A 13,739-nucleotide genomic window follows, 5' to 3' on the forward strand; every position below is an offset into this window, starting at 1 on the left:
GTTTTTTGAAAAAATCTGTGCTGGCTATTTCAAGCCTGCGCTTACTTTAGCTCGACGCTGTTCGAGCGTCGGGAGAATGCAGCCTTGCGGGCACAATCTCCAAGAAAAAAATTCCTTTGCTCTTTCGACAAAGAGGCCGCACGCGTAAGCGGGCAGCCTCTTTGGGGCGGCAGTTTGAAAAACCGTCTTACTGCTTGGCGGCAGCCAGCTGGGCGGCAACTTCGTCAGCGAAGTTGTCGACAGGCTTCTCGATGCCTTCGCCTACCTTGAAGTAGGTGAAAGAAACGATTTCAGCGCCGGCTTTCTTGGCCAGCTCACCGACCTTGACTTCCGGGTTCTTGACGAACGCCTGCTCAACCAGGCTGGCTTCTGCCAGGAACTTGGTGATACGGCCGCCAACCATCTTCTCGACGATTTCAGCAGGCTTGCCTTTGATCTTGTCTTCGTTCAGTTGCAGGAAGACATTCTTCTCGCGCTCGATCGCTTCGGCAGAAACTTCCGAAGGGAACAGGAACTCAGGGTTGCTCGCCGCTACGTGCATGGCGATGTCTTTAGCCAGATCGACGTCGCCGCCTTTCAGGGTCACAACCACACCGATCTTGTTGCCGTGCAGGTAAGTACCTACCACGTCACCTTCGATGCGCTTCAGACGACGAATGTTGACGTTTTCGCCAACCTTGCCGACCAGTACCAGACGTGCAGCTTCCTGAGCTTCGATCAGGGGAGCAACGTCGGTCATTTTGTCAGCAAAGGCTTTTTCGACACTGGCAGCGACGAAATTCTTGAAGTCGTCCTGCAGGGCCAGGAAGTCGGTCTGCGAGTTGACTTCGATGATGACAGCAGCCTTGCCGTCGTCCTTGATGGCGATGGCGCCTTCAGCAGCTACGTTGCCTGCTTTTTTGGCGGCCTTGATGGCGCCTGAAGCACGCATGTCGTCGATTGCTTTTTCGATGTCGCCGCCAGCCTTGGTCAAGGCCTTTTTGCAATCCATCATGCCTTCGCCGGTACGCTCGCGCAGTTCTTTGACCAACGCTGCAGTAATCTCTGCCATTTCAAAATCCTCTTGGATAGGTCTTCAACCATTCCACCCGGCTGGCCGGGCGTGCAATTCTTGAAAAATCAGGGTGGCAGCAACACATGACAACAAGGCCATGATTGCAAGCCGACAAATCATTTCCGAGGTGGCAAAAAGGGGGCTAAGCCCCCTTTTCGCGTACTGAGTAAACGCCAGGCGTTTTTACTCAGCCTTCTACAGCTGCTGCAGCCGGAGCTTCTTCGACGAAAACGTCGGTGCCGCCAGCAACATTGTTACGACCACGGATAACAGCGTCAGCCATCGAACCCATGTACAGCTGGATAGCGCGGATTGCGTCATCGTTGCCCGGGATGATGTAGTCAACGCCTTCTGGGCTGCTGTTGGTATCGACAACGCCGATAACCGGGATGCCCAGCTTGTTGGCTTCGGTGATCGCGATGCGCTCGTGATCAACGTCGATAACGAACAATGCGTCTGGCAGACCGCCCATGTCCTTGATACCACCCAGGCTGCGATCCAGTTTTTCCAGATCACGGGTGCGCATCAGGGCTTCTTTCTTGGTCAGCTTGGCGAAAGTACCGTCTTCAGCTTGTACTTCCAGCTCGCGCAGACGTTTGATCGACTGACGGATGGTCTTGAAGTTGGTCAGCATGCCGCCCAACCAGCGATGATCGACGTACGGCGAACCGCAACGTGCTGCTTCTTCAGCAACGATCTTGCCAGCGGAACGCTTGGTGCCGACGAACAGAATCTTGTTTTTGCCCGAAGCCAGGCGCTCAACGAAAGTCAAAGCTTCGTTGAACATAGGCAGGGTTTTTTCAAGGTTGATGATGTGAATCTTGTTACGCGCGCCGAAAATGTACTTACCCATTTTCGGGTTCCAGTAACGGGTTTGGTGACCGAAGTGGCAACCAGCCTTCAGCATATCGCGCATATTGACTTGGGACATGATAGTTCCTTGATAAGTCGGGTTAGGCCTCCACGTATCCCAATGACCAACCAGTGGCATCTGCCAAGGGCACCCAGGTCATCGTGTCGACACGTGTGTGGGTTTGTACTTCAAGGACGGACCTTGGAAAGCGGCGCATTTTATATCACAAAAGGGAAGAGAACGGAACTCCCATCAAGTTCTTGTTTTACTTTGCATTTAGCACCCTCTGGAATGAGCCATCGAATGCTGCAGGAATGCCTTATAGAAGGAAGCGATGATCACCCGGCGCAGACGGTCTGATAGAATTACGGCTTTGCGCACCAGCCGCGTGCCAGACACGTCGAGAGATTCTGTATGACCATCACCCTCAAAACTCCGGAAGACATCGAAAAGATGCGCATCGCCGGCCGTCTGGCCGCCGACGTTCTGGAAATGATCGCCCCCCATGTCAAGCCAGGCGTGACCACCGAAGAGCTCGACCGCATCTGCCATGACTATATCGTCAATGAACAGAAGGCGATTCCTGCTCCGCTGAATTACCGGGGCTTCCCCAAGTCGATCTGTACCTCGATCAATCAGGTGGTCTGCCACGGCATCCCGAGCGACAAGAAGCTCAAGGACGGCGACTCGCTGAACATCGACGTCACTGTTATCAAGGACGGCTACCACGGCGACACCAGCCGAATGTTCCATGTCGGCACCGTCCCGGTATGGGCCGAACGCCTGTCGAAAGTGACTCAGGAATGCCTGTACAAGGCCATCGAGATTGTCAAGCCGGGTACTCATCTGGGTGACATCGGCGCCGTCATCCAGAAACACGCGGAAAAGAACGGTTTTTCAGTGGTGCGCGACTTCTGCGGCCATGGCATTGGCAAAGTGTTTCACGAGGAGCCGCAGATCATGCACTTCGGCGAAGCAGGCACCGGCATCCAGTTGAAGGAAGGCATGACCTTCACCATTGAACCCATGATCAATCAGGGCCGCCCGGAAACCAAGATTCTTGGCGACGGCTGGACTGCGATCACCAAGGATCGCAAGCTTTCGGCGCAATGGGAGCACACGCTGCTGGTGACCGCCGACGGTTACGAAATCTTCACTTTACGCAGCGACGACACCATTGCACAAAGGGCTCCCTGACCCGAGTCTGCATGGCTGAATACCCGATTGAACACCCGCAACGCCCGACATGAGGAATGCAGTTCCATGCCGCAAGTAGATCCCGACCTGTTCGATCGCGGCCAGTTCCAGGCCGAACTGGCCTTGAAAGCCAGCCCCATCGCGGCTTTCAAGAAAGCCATCCGCCGCGCCAGAGACGTGCTTGACGAGCGTTTCAGGTCGGGTCGTGACATTCGGCGGCTGATCGAGGATCGGGCCTGGTTCGTGGACAACATCCTGCAAAAGGCCTGGGACCAGTTCAACTGGAGCGAGGACGCTGACATCGCGCTGCTGGCGGTAGGCGGTTACGGCCGCGGTGAACTGCATCCCTGGTCGGACATCGACCTGCTGATCCTGCTGGACAGTGACGACCACGAGGTCTTCCGCGAACCTATCGAGGGTTTTCTCACGCTGCTGTGGGACATTGGCCTTGAAGTCGGGCAAAGCGTGCGCTCTGTCGATGAGTGCGCCCAGGAAGGGCGGGCTGACCTGACGGTCATCACCAACCTGATGGAAAGTCGCACCATCGCCGGGCCTGAGCACCTGCGCCAACGCATGCTGGAAGTCACCAGCACGCGGCATATGTGGCCGAGCAAGGATTTCTTCCTCGCCAAACACGCCGAGCAGAAAAAGCGCCATCACAAGTACAACGACACCGAATACAACCTGGAACCCAACGTCAAAGGCTCACCCGGCGGGCTGCGGGATATCCAGACCATCCTCTGGGTTGCACGACGCCAGTACGGCACGCTGAACCTGCACGCCCTGGCAGGCGAAGGTTTTCTGCTGGGCAGTGAAAACGCGTTGCTCGCCTCCTCCCAGGAGTTCCTCTGGAAAGTGCGCTATGCGCTGCACATGCTGGCCGGACGTTCCGAAGACCGACTGCTGTTCGACTACCAGCGCAGCATCGCCAGCCTGCTGGGCTATGAAGACAATGACGCCAAGCTCGCCATCGAGCGTTTCATGCAAAAGTACTACCGCGTGGTCATGAGCATCGCCGAACTGAGCGACCTCATCATCCAGCATTTCGAGGAAGTGATTCTTTCCGAAGACAGTGGTACGCCGCAGCCGATCAATTCGCGCTTCCAGCTGCATGACGGCTATATAGAAGCGACCCATGCGAACGTATTCAAACGCACTCCGTTCGCGATGCTCGAAATCTTTGTGCTGATGGCCCAGCATCCGGAGATCAAGGGGGTGCGCGCCGACACCATTCGCCTGTTGCGCGAGCACCGGCACCTGATCAACGACGACTTCCGCAACGATATCCGCAATACCAGCCTGTTCATCGAGCTGTTCAAATGCGAGATGGGCATTCATCGCAACCTGCGACGCATGAACCGCTACGGAATTCTCGGCCTTTATCTGCCGGAGTTTGGCCATATCGTGGGGCAGATGCAGCATGACCTGTTCCACATCTATACCGTCGATGCGCACACGCTGAATCTGATCAAGCACCTGCGCAAGCTGCAATACACCGAAGTGTCGGAGAAATTTCCACTGGCCAGCAAGATCATGGCTCGCCTGCCCAAGGCCGAGCTTATCTACCTGGCCGGGCTGTATCACGACATCGGCAAGGGTCGTGGCGGTGATCACTCGGAGCTGGGCGCAGTGGACGCGCAAGCGTTCGGCAAGCGTCATCAATTGCCTGACTGGGACACCCGGCTGATCGTCTGGCTGGTGAGCAACCATCTGGTGATGTCGACCACCGCACAGCGCAAAGACTTGTCCGACCCGCAGGTCATCCATGATTTCGCCCAGTTCGTCGGCGACGAAGTGCATCTGGACTATCTGTACGTGCTGACCGTCGCCGACATCAACGCGACCAATCCGACCCTGTGGAATTCATGGCGCGCCAGCCTGTTGCGCCAGCTGTATACCGAGACCAAGCGCGCCCTGCGTCGCGGCCTGGAAAACCCGGTCGACCGTGAAGAGCAGATACGCCGCACGCAGATTGCGGCACTGGATATCCTGGTGCGCAACGGCACCGATCCTGATGATGTCGAGCAGCTATGGTCAGCACTGGGCGACGATTACTTCCTGCGCCACACCGCTGGCGACGTTGCCTGGCACAGCGACGCCATCCTGCAACAACCCTCCGATGGCGGCCCGCTGGTGCTGATCAAGGAAACCACTCAACGCGAATTCGAGGGCGGTACGCAGATCTTTATTTATGCGCCGGATCAGCATGACTTCTTCGCGGTGACCGTAGCCGCGATGGACCAATTGAACCTGAACATTCACGACGCGCGCATCATCACATCCAGCAGCCAGTTCACACTCGACACCTACATCGTGCTGGATCATGAAGGCGGCTCGATCGGCAACAATCCGGAGCGTATTCAGGATATCCGCGACGGCCTGACCGAAGCCCTGCACAACCCGGATGATTACCCGACGATCATCAAGCGACGCGTGCCCCGCCAGCTCAAGCACTTCGCGTTTGCGCCGCAGGTCACCATTCACAATGATGCGCAGCGTCCGGTGACCGTACTGGAACTGCTGGCCCCGGATCGACCCGGCCTGCTGGCTCGGGTCGGCAAGATCTTCCTGGAGTTCGACCTGTCCCTGCAGAACGCCAAGATTGCGACCCTGGGCGAACGCGTGGAAGACGTTTTCTTCATCACCGACGCCAACAATCAGCCCCTGTCCGATCCGCAGCTGTGCAGCCAGTTGCAGGAAGCAATCGTCAAGCAATTGAGCGTCAACCCGGATGCCAGCGGCGATCTGCGGATCAGCATATGAACACTCGACCACACGAATCGGCTCAACGAAGCTCATCGAGGAACACGCTCCATGAATAACGCCATGCAACTGCTTCAGCCCTACCCTTTCGAGAAGCTTCGCGCTTTGCTGGGCGGCGTGACGCCTAACCCGGAAAAACGCCCGGTGGCACTGTCGATTGGCGAACCGAAGCACCGCTCACCGGATTTCGTTGCCAGGGCGCTTGCAGACAACCTCGATCAAATGGCGGTTTACCCCACTACATTGGGCATCCCCGCGCTGCGCGAGGCGATTGCCGGCTGGTGCAGCCGCCGCTTCGGCGTGCCTGAAGGCTGGATTGATCCGGCACGCAACGTACTGCCGGTCAACGGCACCCGCGAGGCGCTGTTTGCATTTACCCAAACCGTGGTCAATCGCGGCGATGACGCTCTGGTCATCAGTCCGAACCCGTTTTATCAGATCTACGAAGGTGCCGCGTTTCTGGCGGGCGCCAAGCCGCACTATCTGCCGTGCCTGGATCAGAACGGCTTCAACCCTGATTTCGACGCGGTCAGCCCGGACATCTGGCAACGTTGCCAGATTCTGTTCCTGTGCTCGCCGGGCAACCCGACCGGTGCGCTGATTCCGGTAGAAACGCTGAAAAAGCTTATTGCCCTGGCCGATCAGTACGATTTCGTGATTGCCGCTGACGAATGCTACAGCGAGCTGTACTTCGACGAACAGACGCCACCACCGGGTCTGCTCAGTGCCTGTGTAGAGCTGGGCCGCAAGGACTTCAAGCGCTGCGTGGTCTTCCACAGCCTGTCCAAGCGCTCCAACCTGCCGGGGCTGCGTTCCGGATTCGTCGCCGGGGATGCCGAGATCCTCAAGGCGTTCCTGCTGTATCGCACGTACCACGGCTGCGCCATGCCGGTTCAGACTCAACTGGCCAGCATTGCCGCCTGGAACGACGAAGCCCATGTGCGTGCCAACCGGGACCTGTACCGCGAGAAATTCGACGCGGTGCTCGACATCCTGGCCCCGGTCCTGGACGTGCAGCGTCCGGACGGCGGGTTTTACCTGTGGCCAAACGTAGGCACCGACGACGCCGCATTTTGCCGTGATCTGTTTGTTGACCAGCACGTCACCGCAGTGCCGGGCTCGTATCTGTCGCGGGAAGTCGATGGCGTCAACCCGGGTGCCGGGCGAGTACGACTGGCATTGGTCGCGCCGCTGGCCGAGTGCATCGAGGCTGCCGAACGTATCCGCGCCTTCCTGAGCAAATAGGGCACGTGTGAAATCACCCTGTTGCACGCAATGTGCGGCAGGGCGAATCACTACCAGCAGTTGTTCCTCATGGGCTAGTTCTCGACGGTCTGATTACTGACGAGTACGCATTTTTTCTGCCACCCAGCCGACCGCCCAGCTCACAGGGTCGCGAGACTGCATGGGCAGCAGCGGCTTGCCTTCCCGCGCAGCCAACCGACCTTCAGCCTCGGCCTCGCCGTGTATCCAGAGCGTGCTTTGTTTGAATCCGTCGGCACGCTGCCGCTCCCGGTAATAACGTTGCCGTACAAGCGCATCCTGACGCTTTCTCTCTTGCTCAGACATAACGCACCCAGCCTTCAAGTGGAAAACAATCATTGCCCGCATAGGGCTTGCCACTCAAGCGTGCACGAGTGAAGTTTTATTAATGATGGTTAGGGTTATTATCTAGTTTTTGTTCAGCAGCGGTTTCGACGCTGTCACAACACCAAACGGGTTGTCGTGGCATAATGCGCGGCTGAATTGCAAGGAGAAGCAGCGGGGAGTAACGAGCAAGATCAGCCACCCCGCCCAAAACAATGACTTACACTCTATTTGGCATCAAAGCCTGCGACACCATGAAAAAGGCTCGTACCTGGCTCGATGAACATGCCGTGAGCTACGACTTTCATGATTACAAGACGCTGGGTATCGACCGTGAGCACCTGACGCAGTGGTGCGACGAGCATGGCTGGCAAGTGGTGCTGAACCGCGCAGGCACCACTTTTCGCAAGCTCGACGACGGACAGAAGGCCGATCTCGACCAGGCGAAAGCCATCGAACTGATGCTCGCGCAGCCATCCATGATCAAGCGTCCGGTGCTTGATCTGGGCGACAAGACCCTGATTGGTTTCAAACCAGACCTGTATACAGCGGCTTTACAGTAAGCCAGAGCGCTACTGAAAGCCCCTTGATTAAGTTAAGAGGTATTTGCATGTCCACTACCCTGTTCAGCCTGGCCTTCGGCGTCGGCACTCAAAATCGTCAAGGCGCGTGGCTGGAAGTGTTTTACGCCCAGCCGCTGATCAATCCATCGCCAGCACTGGTTGCCGCGATTGCGCCAGTTCTGGATTACACCGATGGCAACAAGGCCATCACCTTCACGGTAGACATGGCGTACAAGCTGGCCGAGGCCGTCAAGCCGGTCGACAGCACTCAAGCCGCACTGCTGACCCGTCTGGCCGAAAGCCAGAAGCCGCTGGTCGCCACACTGCTGGCCGAAGACGGCACGCTGACATCGACTCCCGAGGCGTACCTCAAGCTGCACCTGCTGTCGCATCGTCTGGTCAAGCCGCATGGCCTGAACCTGGCCGGCATCTTTCCGTTGCTGCCAAACGTCGCCTGGACCAGCCACGGCGCAGTCGATCTGGGTGAACTGGCCGAACGCCAACTCGAAGCGCGCCTCAAGGGCGAACTGCTGGAAGTGTTCTCGGTCGACAAATTCCCGAAAATGACCGACTACGTGGTGCCGAGCGGCGTGCGTATCGCTGATAGCGCGCGCGTGCGCCTGGGTGCCTACATTGGCGAAGGCACCACCGTAATGCACGAAGGCTTCGTCAACTTCAACGGCGGCACTGAAGGCCCCGGCATGATCGAAGGCCGTGTTTCGGCAGGCGTATTCGTCGGCAAGGGCTCGGACCTGGGTGGCGGTTGCTCGACCATGGGCACGCTGTCCGGTGGCGGCAACATAATCATCAAGGTAGGCGAAGGCTGCCTGATCGGCGCCAACGCCGGTATCGGCATACCGCTGGGTGATCGCAACACCGTGGAGTCGGGTCTGTATGTGACCGCAGGCACCAAGGTCGCACTGCTTGATGAAAACAACGAGCTGGTCAAGATCGTCAAGGCGCGCGAACTGGCCGGCCAGAACGATCTGCTGTTCCGTCGCAACTCGCAGACCGGCGCTGTGGAATGCAAGACCCACAAGTCGGCTGTCGAGCTGAACGAAGCACTGCACGCTCATAACTGACGCTGTGTGCGGGTTCAAAGCCCTGCGGCTTTGAATCCGCTGCCACGAGCCGGATAAACAATGCCCCTCACCTCTCTCTGGCGTGCTGACTTTCCAGCCATCGCCGCACTGCAACGGCAAGGCCAGACCTATCTGGACAACGCCGCCACCACGCAAAAACCGCAGGCATTGATCGATGCCCTGACCCACTATTACGCCAACGGTGCCGCTAATGTGCATCGTGCGCAGCATCTGCCCGGCGCCCACGCCACTCAGGCGTTCGAAGACAGTCGCCGCAAGGCTGCGCACTGGCTCAACGTCGGTGACAGCGGGCAAATCATTTTCACCCACGGCGCAACCTCGGCGCTCAACCTGCTGGCCTACGGGCTGGAGCATGAGTTCGCGGTGGGCGACGAGATCGTCATCAGCGCGCTGGAGCACCATGCCAACCTGCTGCCGTGGCAGCAAATGGCCCAGCGACGCCATCTGAAACTGGTGATTCTGCCGATCGACGCCAACGGCGTGATCGATACCGATGCCGCAGCCAGTCTGATCGGACCGCGCACACGTCTACTGGCAGTCAGTCAGCTCTCCAACGTACTCGGCACCCGGCAACCGCTGGCCCGCCTGATTGCGCTGGCCAGGGCTCAGGGGGCGCTGACCGTGGTGGATGGCGCGCAAGGCGTCGTGCACGGTCGCCACGACGTGCAGGCACTGGGCTGCGATTTCTATGTATTTTCCAGTCACAAGCTTTACGGGCCGGAAGGACTGGGTGTGCTTTATGGCCGCAACGACGCACTGCAGAGACTGACGCACTGGCAGTATGGCGGCGAGATGGTACTGACTGCCGATTATCAGCGGGCGACGTTCAGACCCGCGCCACTGGGCTTCGAGGCCGGCACACCGCCCATCGCCAGCGTAATCGGTCTGGGCGCAACGCTCGATTATCTAAGCAGCCTCGATCATCACGCAGTGGCGGAGCATGAAGCCAACCTGCATCGTCGGCTCCTGGAAGGCCTGCAACAGCGTGATGGCATTCAGGTGCTCGGCGACCCGGACCTCGCACTGGTCAGCTTCGCCGTTGACGGCGTTCATAATGCCGACCTTGCGCACCTGCTGACCGAGCAGGGTATCGCCGTGCGAGCAGGTCATCACTGTGCGATGCCGCTGTTCACAACACTCGGTCTGCCCGGTGCAATACGGGCTTCGCTGGCGTTTTATAACGATTCTGACGACCTGCTACGTTTTTTCAGCGCACTGGATCAGGCACTGGAACTGCTTCGATGACGGTTCCCGCGCAGGCACTTGTTGCGCTGGAAACCTTTGCGCAACTACAGGGCTGGGAACAGCGCGCACGCCTGCTCATGCAGTGGGGCGACCGTCTGCCGCCGCTGGACGATCAGCAGAAGTCGGATGAGCACCTGGTGCATGGCTGCGAAAGCAAGGTCTGGCTGACCGGTGAAATCAGCGCCCATGGCTGGCAGTTCCGTGCCAGCAGCGACGCACGACTGATTCGCGGGCTGGTTGCGCTGTTGCTCGCACGGGTCAACGGGCTTTCAGCAGAGGAGCTGGAACGCGTGGACCTGCCTGACTGGTTCACTCAACTGGGGCTGAGCCGCCAGCTTTCACCTTCGCGCAGCAACGGCCTGAACGCCGTGCTGCAAAGGATGCGTGAGCTTACTCAAGCCTGATTGGCAGTAACCGGCAGAGGCTTGACCCGCTCGGAAGGCCGCCGTGTACCTGCGACCAGCTTGTCTACCGCACGGGTGGCGGCAACCATACCAAACGTTGCGGTCACCATCATCACTGCACCGAAGCCACCGGCACAGTCCAGCTTGACGCCATCGCCGACGAACTTCTTTTCCAGACAGATACTGCCATCCGGCTTCGGATAACGCAGTTGTTCGGTGGAAAACACACAGGGCACGCTGTAGTGGCGGTTCGGGGTGCGGGAAAAGCCGTAGTCGCGGCGCAAGGTCGAACGCACCTTGGAGGCCAGCGGGTCGTTAAAGGTGCGGTTCAGGTCGGCGATCTGAATCAGGGTCGGATCAATCTGCCCGCCTGCCCCGCCGGTGGTGACCATCTGAATCTTGCGGCGCTTGCACCAGGAAATCAGCGCGGCTTTGGCGTTGACACTGTCGATACAGTCGATCACAAAGTCCATGTCCGGGGTAATGCACTCGGCCATGGTGTCGCGGGTCACGAAATCCGCCACCGCGTGGACGACGCAATCAGGGTTGATCGCCCGAATACGCTCGGCCATCACCTCGACCTTCGGCCTCCCGACCGTGCTGTCCAGCGCATGCAGCTGGCGGTTGCTGTTGCTGACACAAACATCGTCCATGTCGAACAACGATATCTCGCCGACGCCACTGCGCGCCATGGCTTCTGCCGCCCAGGAACCCACACCGCCGATACCGACCACCGCCACATGAGCCGCACGCAGACGTGCCAGCCCTTCGATGCCGTACAAACGGGCGATGCCTGCGAAACGTGGATCGTCTGTGCTCATGATCAATACCCCTAAAACCGGCGCGCATTATAGAGGGAGATGAGCCTCAGGGCATCTCTCCATACCAGCACGCGGTCAGAAACCAGCCATTGCAGCCGTGTTCGTCATATCCAGGCATTGGCCTGAGCGTTTTTGCTTTAAGATAACCGCCTTTTCACGCCCAACGCCTTGCTATCGGAGTTCAGTACATGACGGCCCCCGCCGACCTCTCGCCCACTCTCCAACTTGCCTGCGACCTGATCCGGCGGCCTTCGGTCACCCCGGTCGACGCCGATTGCCAGACCGTGATGATGCAGCGTCTGGGCGATGCCGGCTTCACGCTGGAGCCGATGCGTATCGAAGACGTCGACAATTTCTGGGCCACCCACGGCGGCCAGGAAGGCCCGGTGCTGTGTTTCGCCGGTCATACCGACGTGGTGCCGACCGGTCCGCTAGAGAAATGGCAGAACGATCCATTCGACGCGTTGATCGACGAACACGGCATGCTTTGCGGGCGTGGCGCAGCGGACATGAAAGGCAGTCTGGCGGCGATGCTGGTGGCGGCCGAGCGTTTTGTTGCCGATCATCCCGATCACAAGGGCTCGGTGGCGTTTCTGATCACCAGTGATGAAGAAGGCCCGGCGCATCATGGCACCAAGGCCGTTGTGGAGCGGCTGGCAGCTCGCAAGGAACGACTCGACTGGTGCATCGTCGGCGAGCCGTCGAGCACCACGCTGGTGGGTGATGTGGTCAAGAACGGTCGTCGCGGCTCGCTGGGCGCCACACTGACCGTGCGTGGCAAGCAGGGTCATGTCGCTTACCCGCATCTGGCGAAGAACCCTATTCACCTGGCCGCTCCGGCGCTGGCTGAACTGGCCGCCGAACACTGGGACAACGGCAACGACTTCTTTCCGCCAACCAGTTTTCAGATCTCCAACCTCAATTCCGGCACCGGCGCGACCAACGTGATTCCGGGTGATCTGGTGGCGGTCTTCAATTTCCGCTTCTCGACCGAGTCCACTGTCGAAGGCTTGCAGCAGCGTGTGGCGAGCATTCTCGACAAGCATGAGCTGGACTGGCATGTGGACTGGGCCTTGTCGGGCCTGCCTTTCCTGACCGAGCCGGGCGCGCTGCTGGACGCGGTGTCGTCCAGCATCAAGAACGTCACCGGTCGCGACACCAAAGCCTCGACCAGCGGCGGCACCTCCGATGGTCGTTTCATTGCAACCCTGGGCACCCAAGTGGTTGAACTGGGACCGGTCAACGCGACGATTCACCAGGTCAACGAACGTATCCTGGCCAGCGATCTCGATGTACTGACCGAGATCTACTACCAGACGCTGGTCAAGTTGCTCGCCTGATGCTGACCTGCCCGATCTGCTCTGCGCCGCTCAGTGCGGCGGACAATGGTGTGGTATGCCCGGCCAACCACTGTTTCGACCGTGCGCGTCAGGGTTATCTGAACCTGCTGCCGGTACAGCACAAGAACAGCCGCGACCCTGGTGACAATCAGGCCATGGTCGAGGCGCGGCGCGACTTTCTCAACGCCGGACACTACGCACCGGTTGCCCGCCGACTGGCCGAACTGGCGGCAGAGCGCGCCCCGGCACGCTGGCTGGACATCGGCTGCGGTGAAGGTTATTACACCGCGCAAATTGCCGAAGCCCTGCCCCTCGCCGACGGTTACGCACTGGATATCTCCCGCGAAGCCGTGAAGCGGGCCTGCCGTCGCGATCCGAGCCTGACCTGGATGGTCGCCAGCATGGCTCGGGTGCCGTTGCCGGATGCGAGCTGTCAGTTTTTGGCCAGCGTGTTCAGCCCGCTGGACTGGCAGGAAGCCAAACGCCTGTTAACCCCGGGTGGCGGACTGATGCGTGTCGGCCCGACCAGCGAACACCTGATGGAACTGCGTCAGCGTCTGTACGATGAAGTTCGTGATTATGCCGACGACAAGCACTTGGCACTGGTGCCGGAAGGCATGCAGTTGCAACACAGCGAAACGCTACGCTACACATTGAAGCTGATCGACGGCCAGTCCCGCGCCGATTTGCTGGCGATGACACCTCACGGCTGGCGAGCCAGCGCCGAACGCCGCGCTGCGGTCATCGAGCAACCAGGGCCTTTCAAGGTCACCGTTTCCATGCGCTACGATTATTTCGTGCTGCAATAA

At 59.1% G+C, this 13,739-nt stretch carries 13 protein-coding genes; 9 read left to right on the top strand and 4 right to left on the bottom strand.

Annotated elements, in window-relative coordinates; all coding sequences use genetic code 11:
* Positions 1 to 187 precede the first annotated feature (187 nt).
* Together tsf and rpsB are read right to left on the bottom strand one after the other, a co-directional pair.
* The gene (tsf, locus tag N018_RS18555; RefSeq protein ID WP_024644386.1) at positions 188 to 1,051 is read right to left on the bottom strand and encodes a translation elongation factor Ts; all 864 of its coding nucleotides are present in this window, start codon (positions 1,049 to 1,051) and stop codon (positions 188 to 190) included.
* Positions 1,052 to 1,241: 190 nt separating this feature from the next.
* Positions 1,242 to 1,985 (bottom strand): 30S ribosomal protein S2, encoded by a 744-nt coding sequence (gene rpsB / locus N018_RS18560; protein WP_003314293.1) that lies wholly within the window; start codon positions 1,983 to 1,985, stop codon positions 1,242 to 1,244.
* Positions 1,986 to 2,321: 336 nt separating this feature from the next.
* Between rpsB and map the strand changes: the two genes are divergently transcribed.
* The 3 genes from map to dapC all read left to right on the top strand — a co-directional run bounded on the left by map (position 2,322) and on the right by dapC (position 7,112).
* Positions 2,322 to 3,104, top strand: a complete 783-nt coding sequence (gene map, locus N018_RS18565; protein WP_025390431.1) for a type I methionyl aminopeptidase — start codon at positions 2,322 to 2,324, stop codon at positions 3,102 to 3,104.
* A gap of 66 nt (positions 3,105 to 3,170) precedes the next feature.
* Positions 3,171 to 5,867 carry a [protein-PII] uridylyltransferase gene (locus N018_RS18570; RefSeq protein ID WP_024644384.1) on the top strand — a complete coding sequence of 899 codons (2,697 nt, stop codon included), beginning with the start codon at positions 3,171 to 3,173 and terminating at the stop codon, positions 5,865 to 5,867.
* Positions 5,868 to 5,918: 51 nt separating this feature from the next.
* On the top strand, positions 5,919 to 7,112 hold the full coding sequence (gene dapC / locus N018_RS18575) for a succinyldiaminopimelate transaminase (protein ID WP_025390432.1): 1,194 nt from the start codon (positions 5,919 to 5,921) through the stop codon (positions 7,110 to 7,112).
* Positions 7,113 to 7,205: 93 nt separating this feature from the next.
* Here dapC and N018_RS18580 read toward each other — a convergent pair whose 3' ends face one another.
* Positions 7,206 to 7,436, bottom strand: a complete 231-nt coding sequence (locus N018_RS18580) for a hypothetical protein (protein WP_024644382.1) — start codon at positions 7,434 to 7,436, stop codon at positions 7,206 to 7,208.
* Between the two features lie 233 nt (positions 7,437 to 7,669).
* Between N018_RS18580 and N018_RS18585 the strand changes: the two genes are divergently transcribed.
* Genes N018_RS18585 through N018_RS18600 form a run of 4 tightly spaced genes read left to right on the top strand, consistent with a single transcriptional unit; the run spans position 7,670 to position 10,769 of the window.
* The gene (locus tag N018_RS18585) at positions 7,670 to 8,017 is read left to right on the top strand and encodes an ArsC family reductase (RefSeq protein ID WP_024644381.1); all 348 of its coding nucleotides are present in this window, start codon (positions 7,670 to 7,672) and stop codon (positions 8,015 to 8,017) included.
* A gap of 47 nt (positions 8,018 to 8,064) precedes the next feature.
* The gene (gene dapD / locus N018_RS18590; RefSeq protein WP_024644380.1) at positions 8,065 to 9,099 is read left to right on the top strand and encodes a 2,3,4,5-tetrahydropyridine-2,6-dicarboxylate N-succinyltransferase; all 1,035 of its coding nucleotides are present in this window, start codon (positions 8,065 to 8,067) and stop codon (positions 9,097 to 9,099) included.
* 60 nt (positions 9,100 to 9,159) lie between these two features.
* A complete protein-coding gene (locus N018_RS18595; RefSeq protein WP_025390433.1) occupies positions 9,160 to 10,365 on the top strand; it encodes an aminotransferase class V-fold PLP-dependent enzyme in 1,206 nt (401 codons plus the stop codon).
* Positions 10,362 to 10,769: a SufE family protein gene (locus N018_RS18600; RefSeq protein ID WP_025390434.1), complete on the top strand. Its 408-nt coding sequence runs from the start codon at positions 10,362 to 10,364 to the stop codon at positions 10,767 to 10,769. Before N018_RS18595 ends, N018_RS18600 begins: the two co-directional genes overlap by 4 nt.
* Here the strand turns inward: N018_RS18600 and tcdA are convergent.
* Positions 10,760 to 11,590 (bottom strand): tRNA cyclic N6-threonylcarbamoyladenosine(37) synthase TcdA, encoded by an 831-nt coding sequence (tcdA, locus tag N018_RS18605; RefSeq protein ID WP_025390435.1) that lies wholly within the window; start codon positions 11,588 to 11,590, stop codon positions 10,760 to 10,762. The genes N018_RS18600 and tcdA overlap by 10 nt on opposite strands.
* Positions 11,591 to 11,778: 188 nt before the next feature.
* On the opposite strand from tcdA, the gene dapE reads away from it, so the two are divergent.
* Entirely contained in the window at positions 11,779 to 12,930 is a 1,152-nt protein-coding gene (gene dapE / locus N018_RS18610) for a succinyl-diaminopimelate desuccinylase (RefSeq protein ID WP_025390436.1), read from the top strand.
* Positions 12,930 to 13,739, top strand: a complete 810-nt coding sequence (locus N018_RS18615; protein ID WP_025390437.1) for a putative RNA methyltransferase — start codon at positions 12,930 to 12,932, stop codon at positions 13,737 to 13,739. The genes dapE and N018_RS18615 overlap by 1 nt, the downstream gene beginning before the upstream one ends.

The sequence above is a fragment of the Pseudomonas syringae CC1557 genome (assembly GCF_000452705.1).
In the GTDB taxonomy this organism is placed as follows: Bacteria; Pseudomonadota; Gammaproteobacteria; order Pseudomonadales; family Pseudomonadaceae; genus Aquipseudomonas; species Aquipseudomonas syringae_F.

Bases quoted from the DNA above. Each gene is read 5' to 3' on its own strand.
- tsf (WP_024644386.1), bottom strand. From the start codon at position 1,051: ATGGCAGAGATTACTGCAGCGTTGGTCAAAGAACTGCGCGAGCGTACC.
- rpsB (WP_003314293.1), bottom strand. From the start codon at position 1,985: ATGTCCCAAGTCAATATGCGCGATATGCTGAAGGCTGGTTGCCACTTC.
- map (WP_025390431.1), top strand. From the start codon at position 2,322: ATGACCATCACCCTCAAAACTCCGGAAGACATCGAAAAGATGCGCATC.
- N018_RS18570 (WP_024644384.1), top strand. From the start codon at position 3,171: ATGCCGCAAGTAGATCCCGACCTGTTCGATCGCGGCCAGTTCCAGGCC.
- dapC (WP_025390432.1), top strand. From the start codon at position 5,919: ATGAATAACGCCATGCAACTGCTTCAGCCCTACCCTTTCGAGAAGCTT.
- N018_RS18580 (WP_024644382.1), bottom strand. From the start codon at position 7,436: ATGTCTGAGCAAGAGAGAAAGCGTCAGGATGCGCTTGTACGGCAACGT.
- N018_RS18585 (WP_024644381.1), top strand. From the start codon at position 7,670: ATGACTTACACTCTATTTGGCATCAAAGCCTGCGACACCATGAAAAAG.
- dapD (WP_024644380.1), top strand. From the start codon at position 8,065: ATGTCCACTACCCTGTTCAGCCTGGCCTTCGGCGTCGGCACTCAAAAT.
- N018_RS18595 (WP_025390433.1), top strand. From the start codon at position 9,160: ATGCCCCTCACCTCTCTCTGGCGTGCTGACTTTCCAGCCATCGCCGCA.
- N018_RS18600 (WP_025390434.1), top strand. From the start codon at position 10,362: ATGACGGTTCCCGCGCAGGCACTTGTTGCGCTGGAAACCTTTGCGCAA.
- tcdA (WP_025390435.1), bottom strand. From the start codon at position 11,590: ATGAGCACAGACGATCCACGTTTCGCAGGCATCGCCCGTTTGTACGGC.
- dapE (WP_025390436.1), top strand. From the start codon at position 11,779: ATGACGGCCCCCGCCGACCTCTCGCCCACTCTCCAACTTGCCTGCGAC.
- N018_RS18615 (WP_025390437.1), top strand. From the start codon at position 12,930: ATGCTGACCTGCCCGATCTGCTCTGCGCCGCTCAGTGCGGCGGACAAT.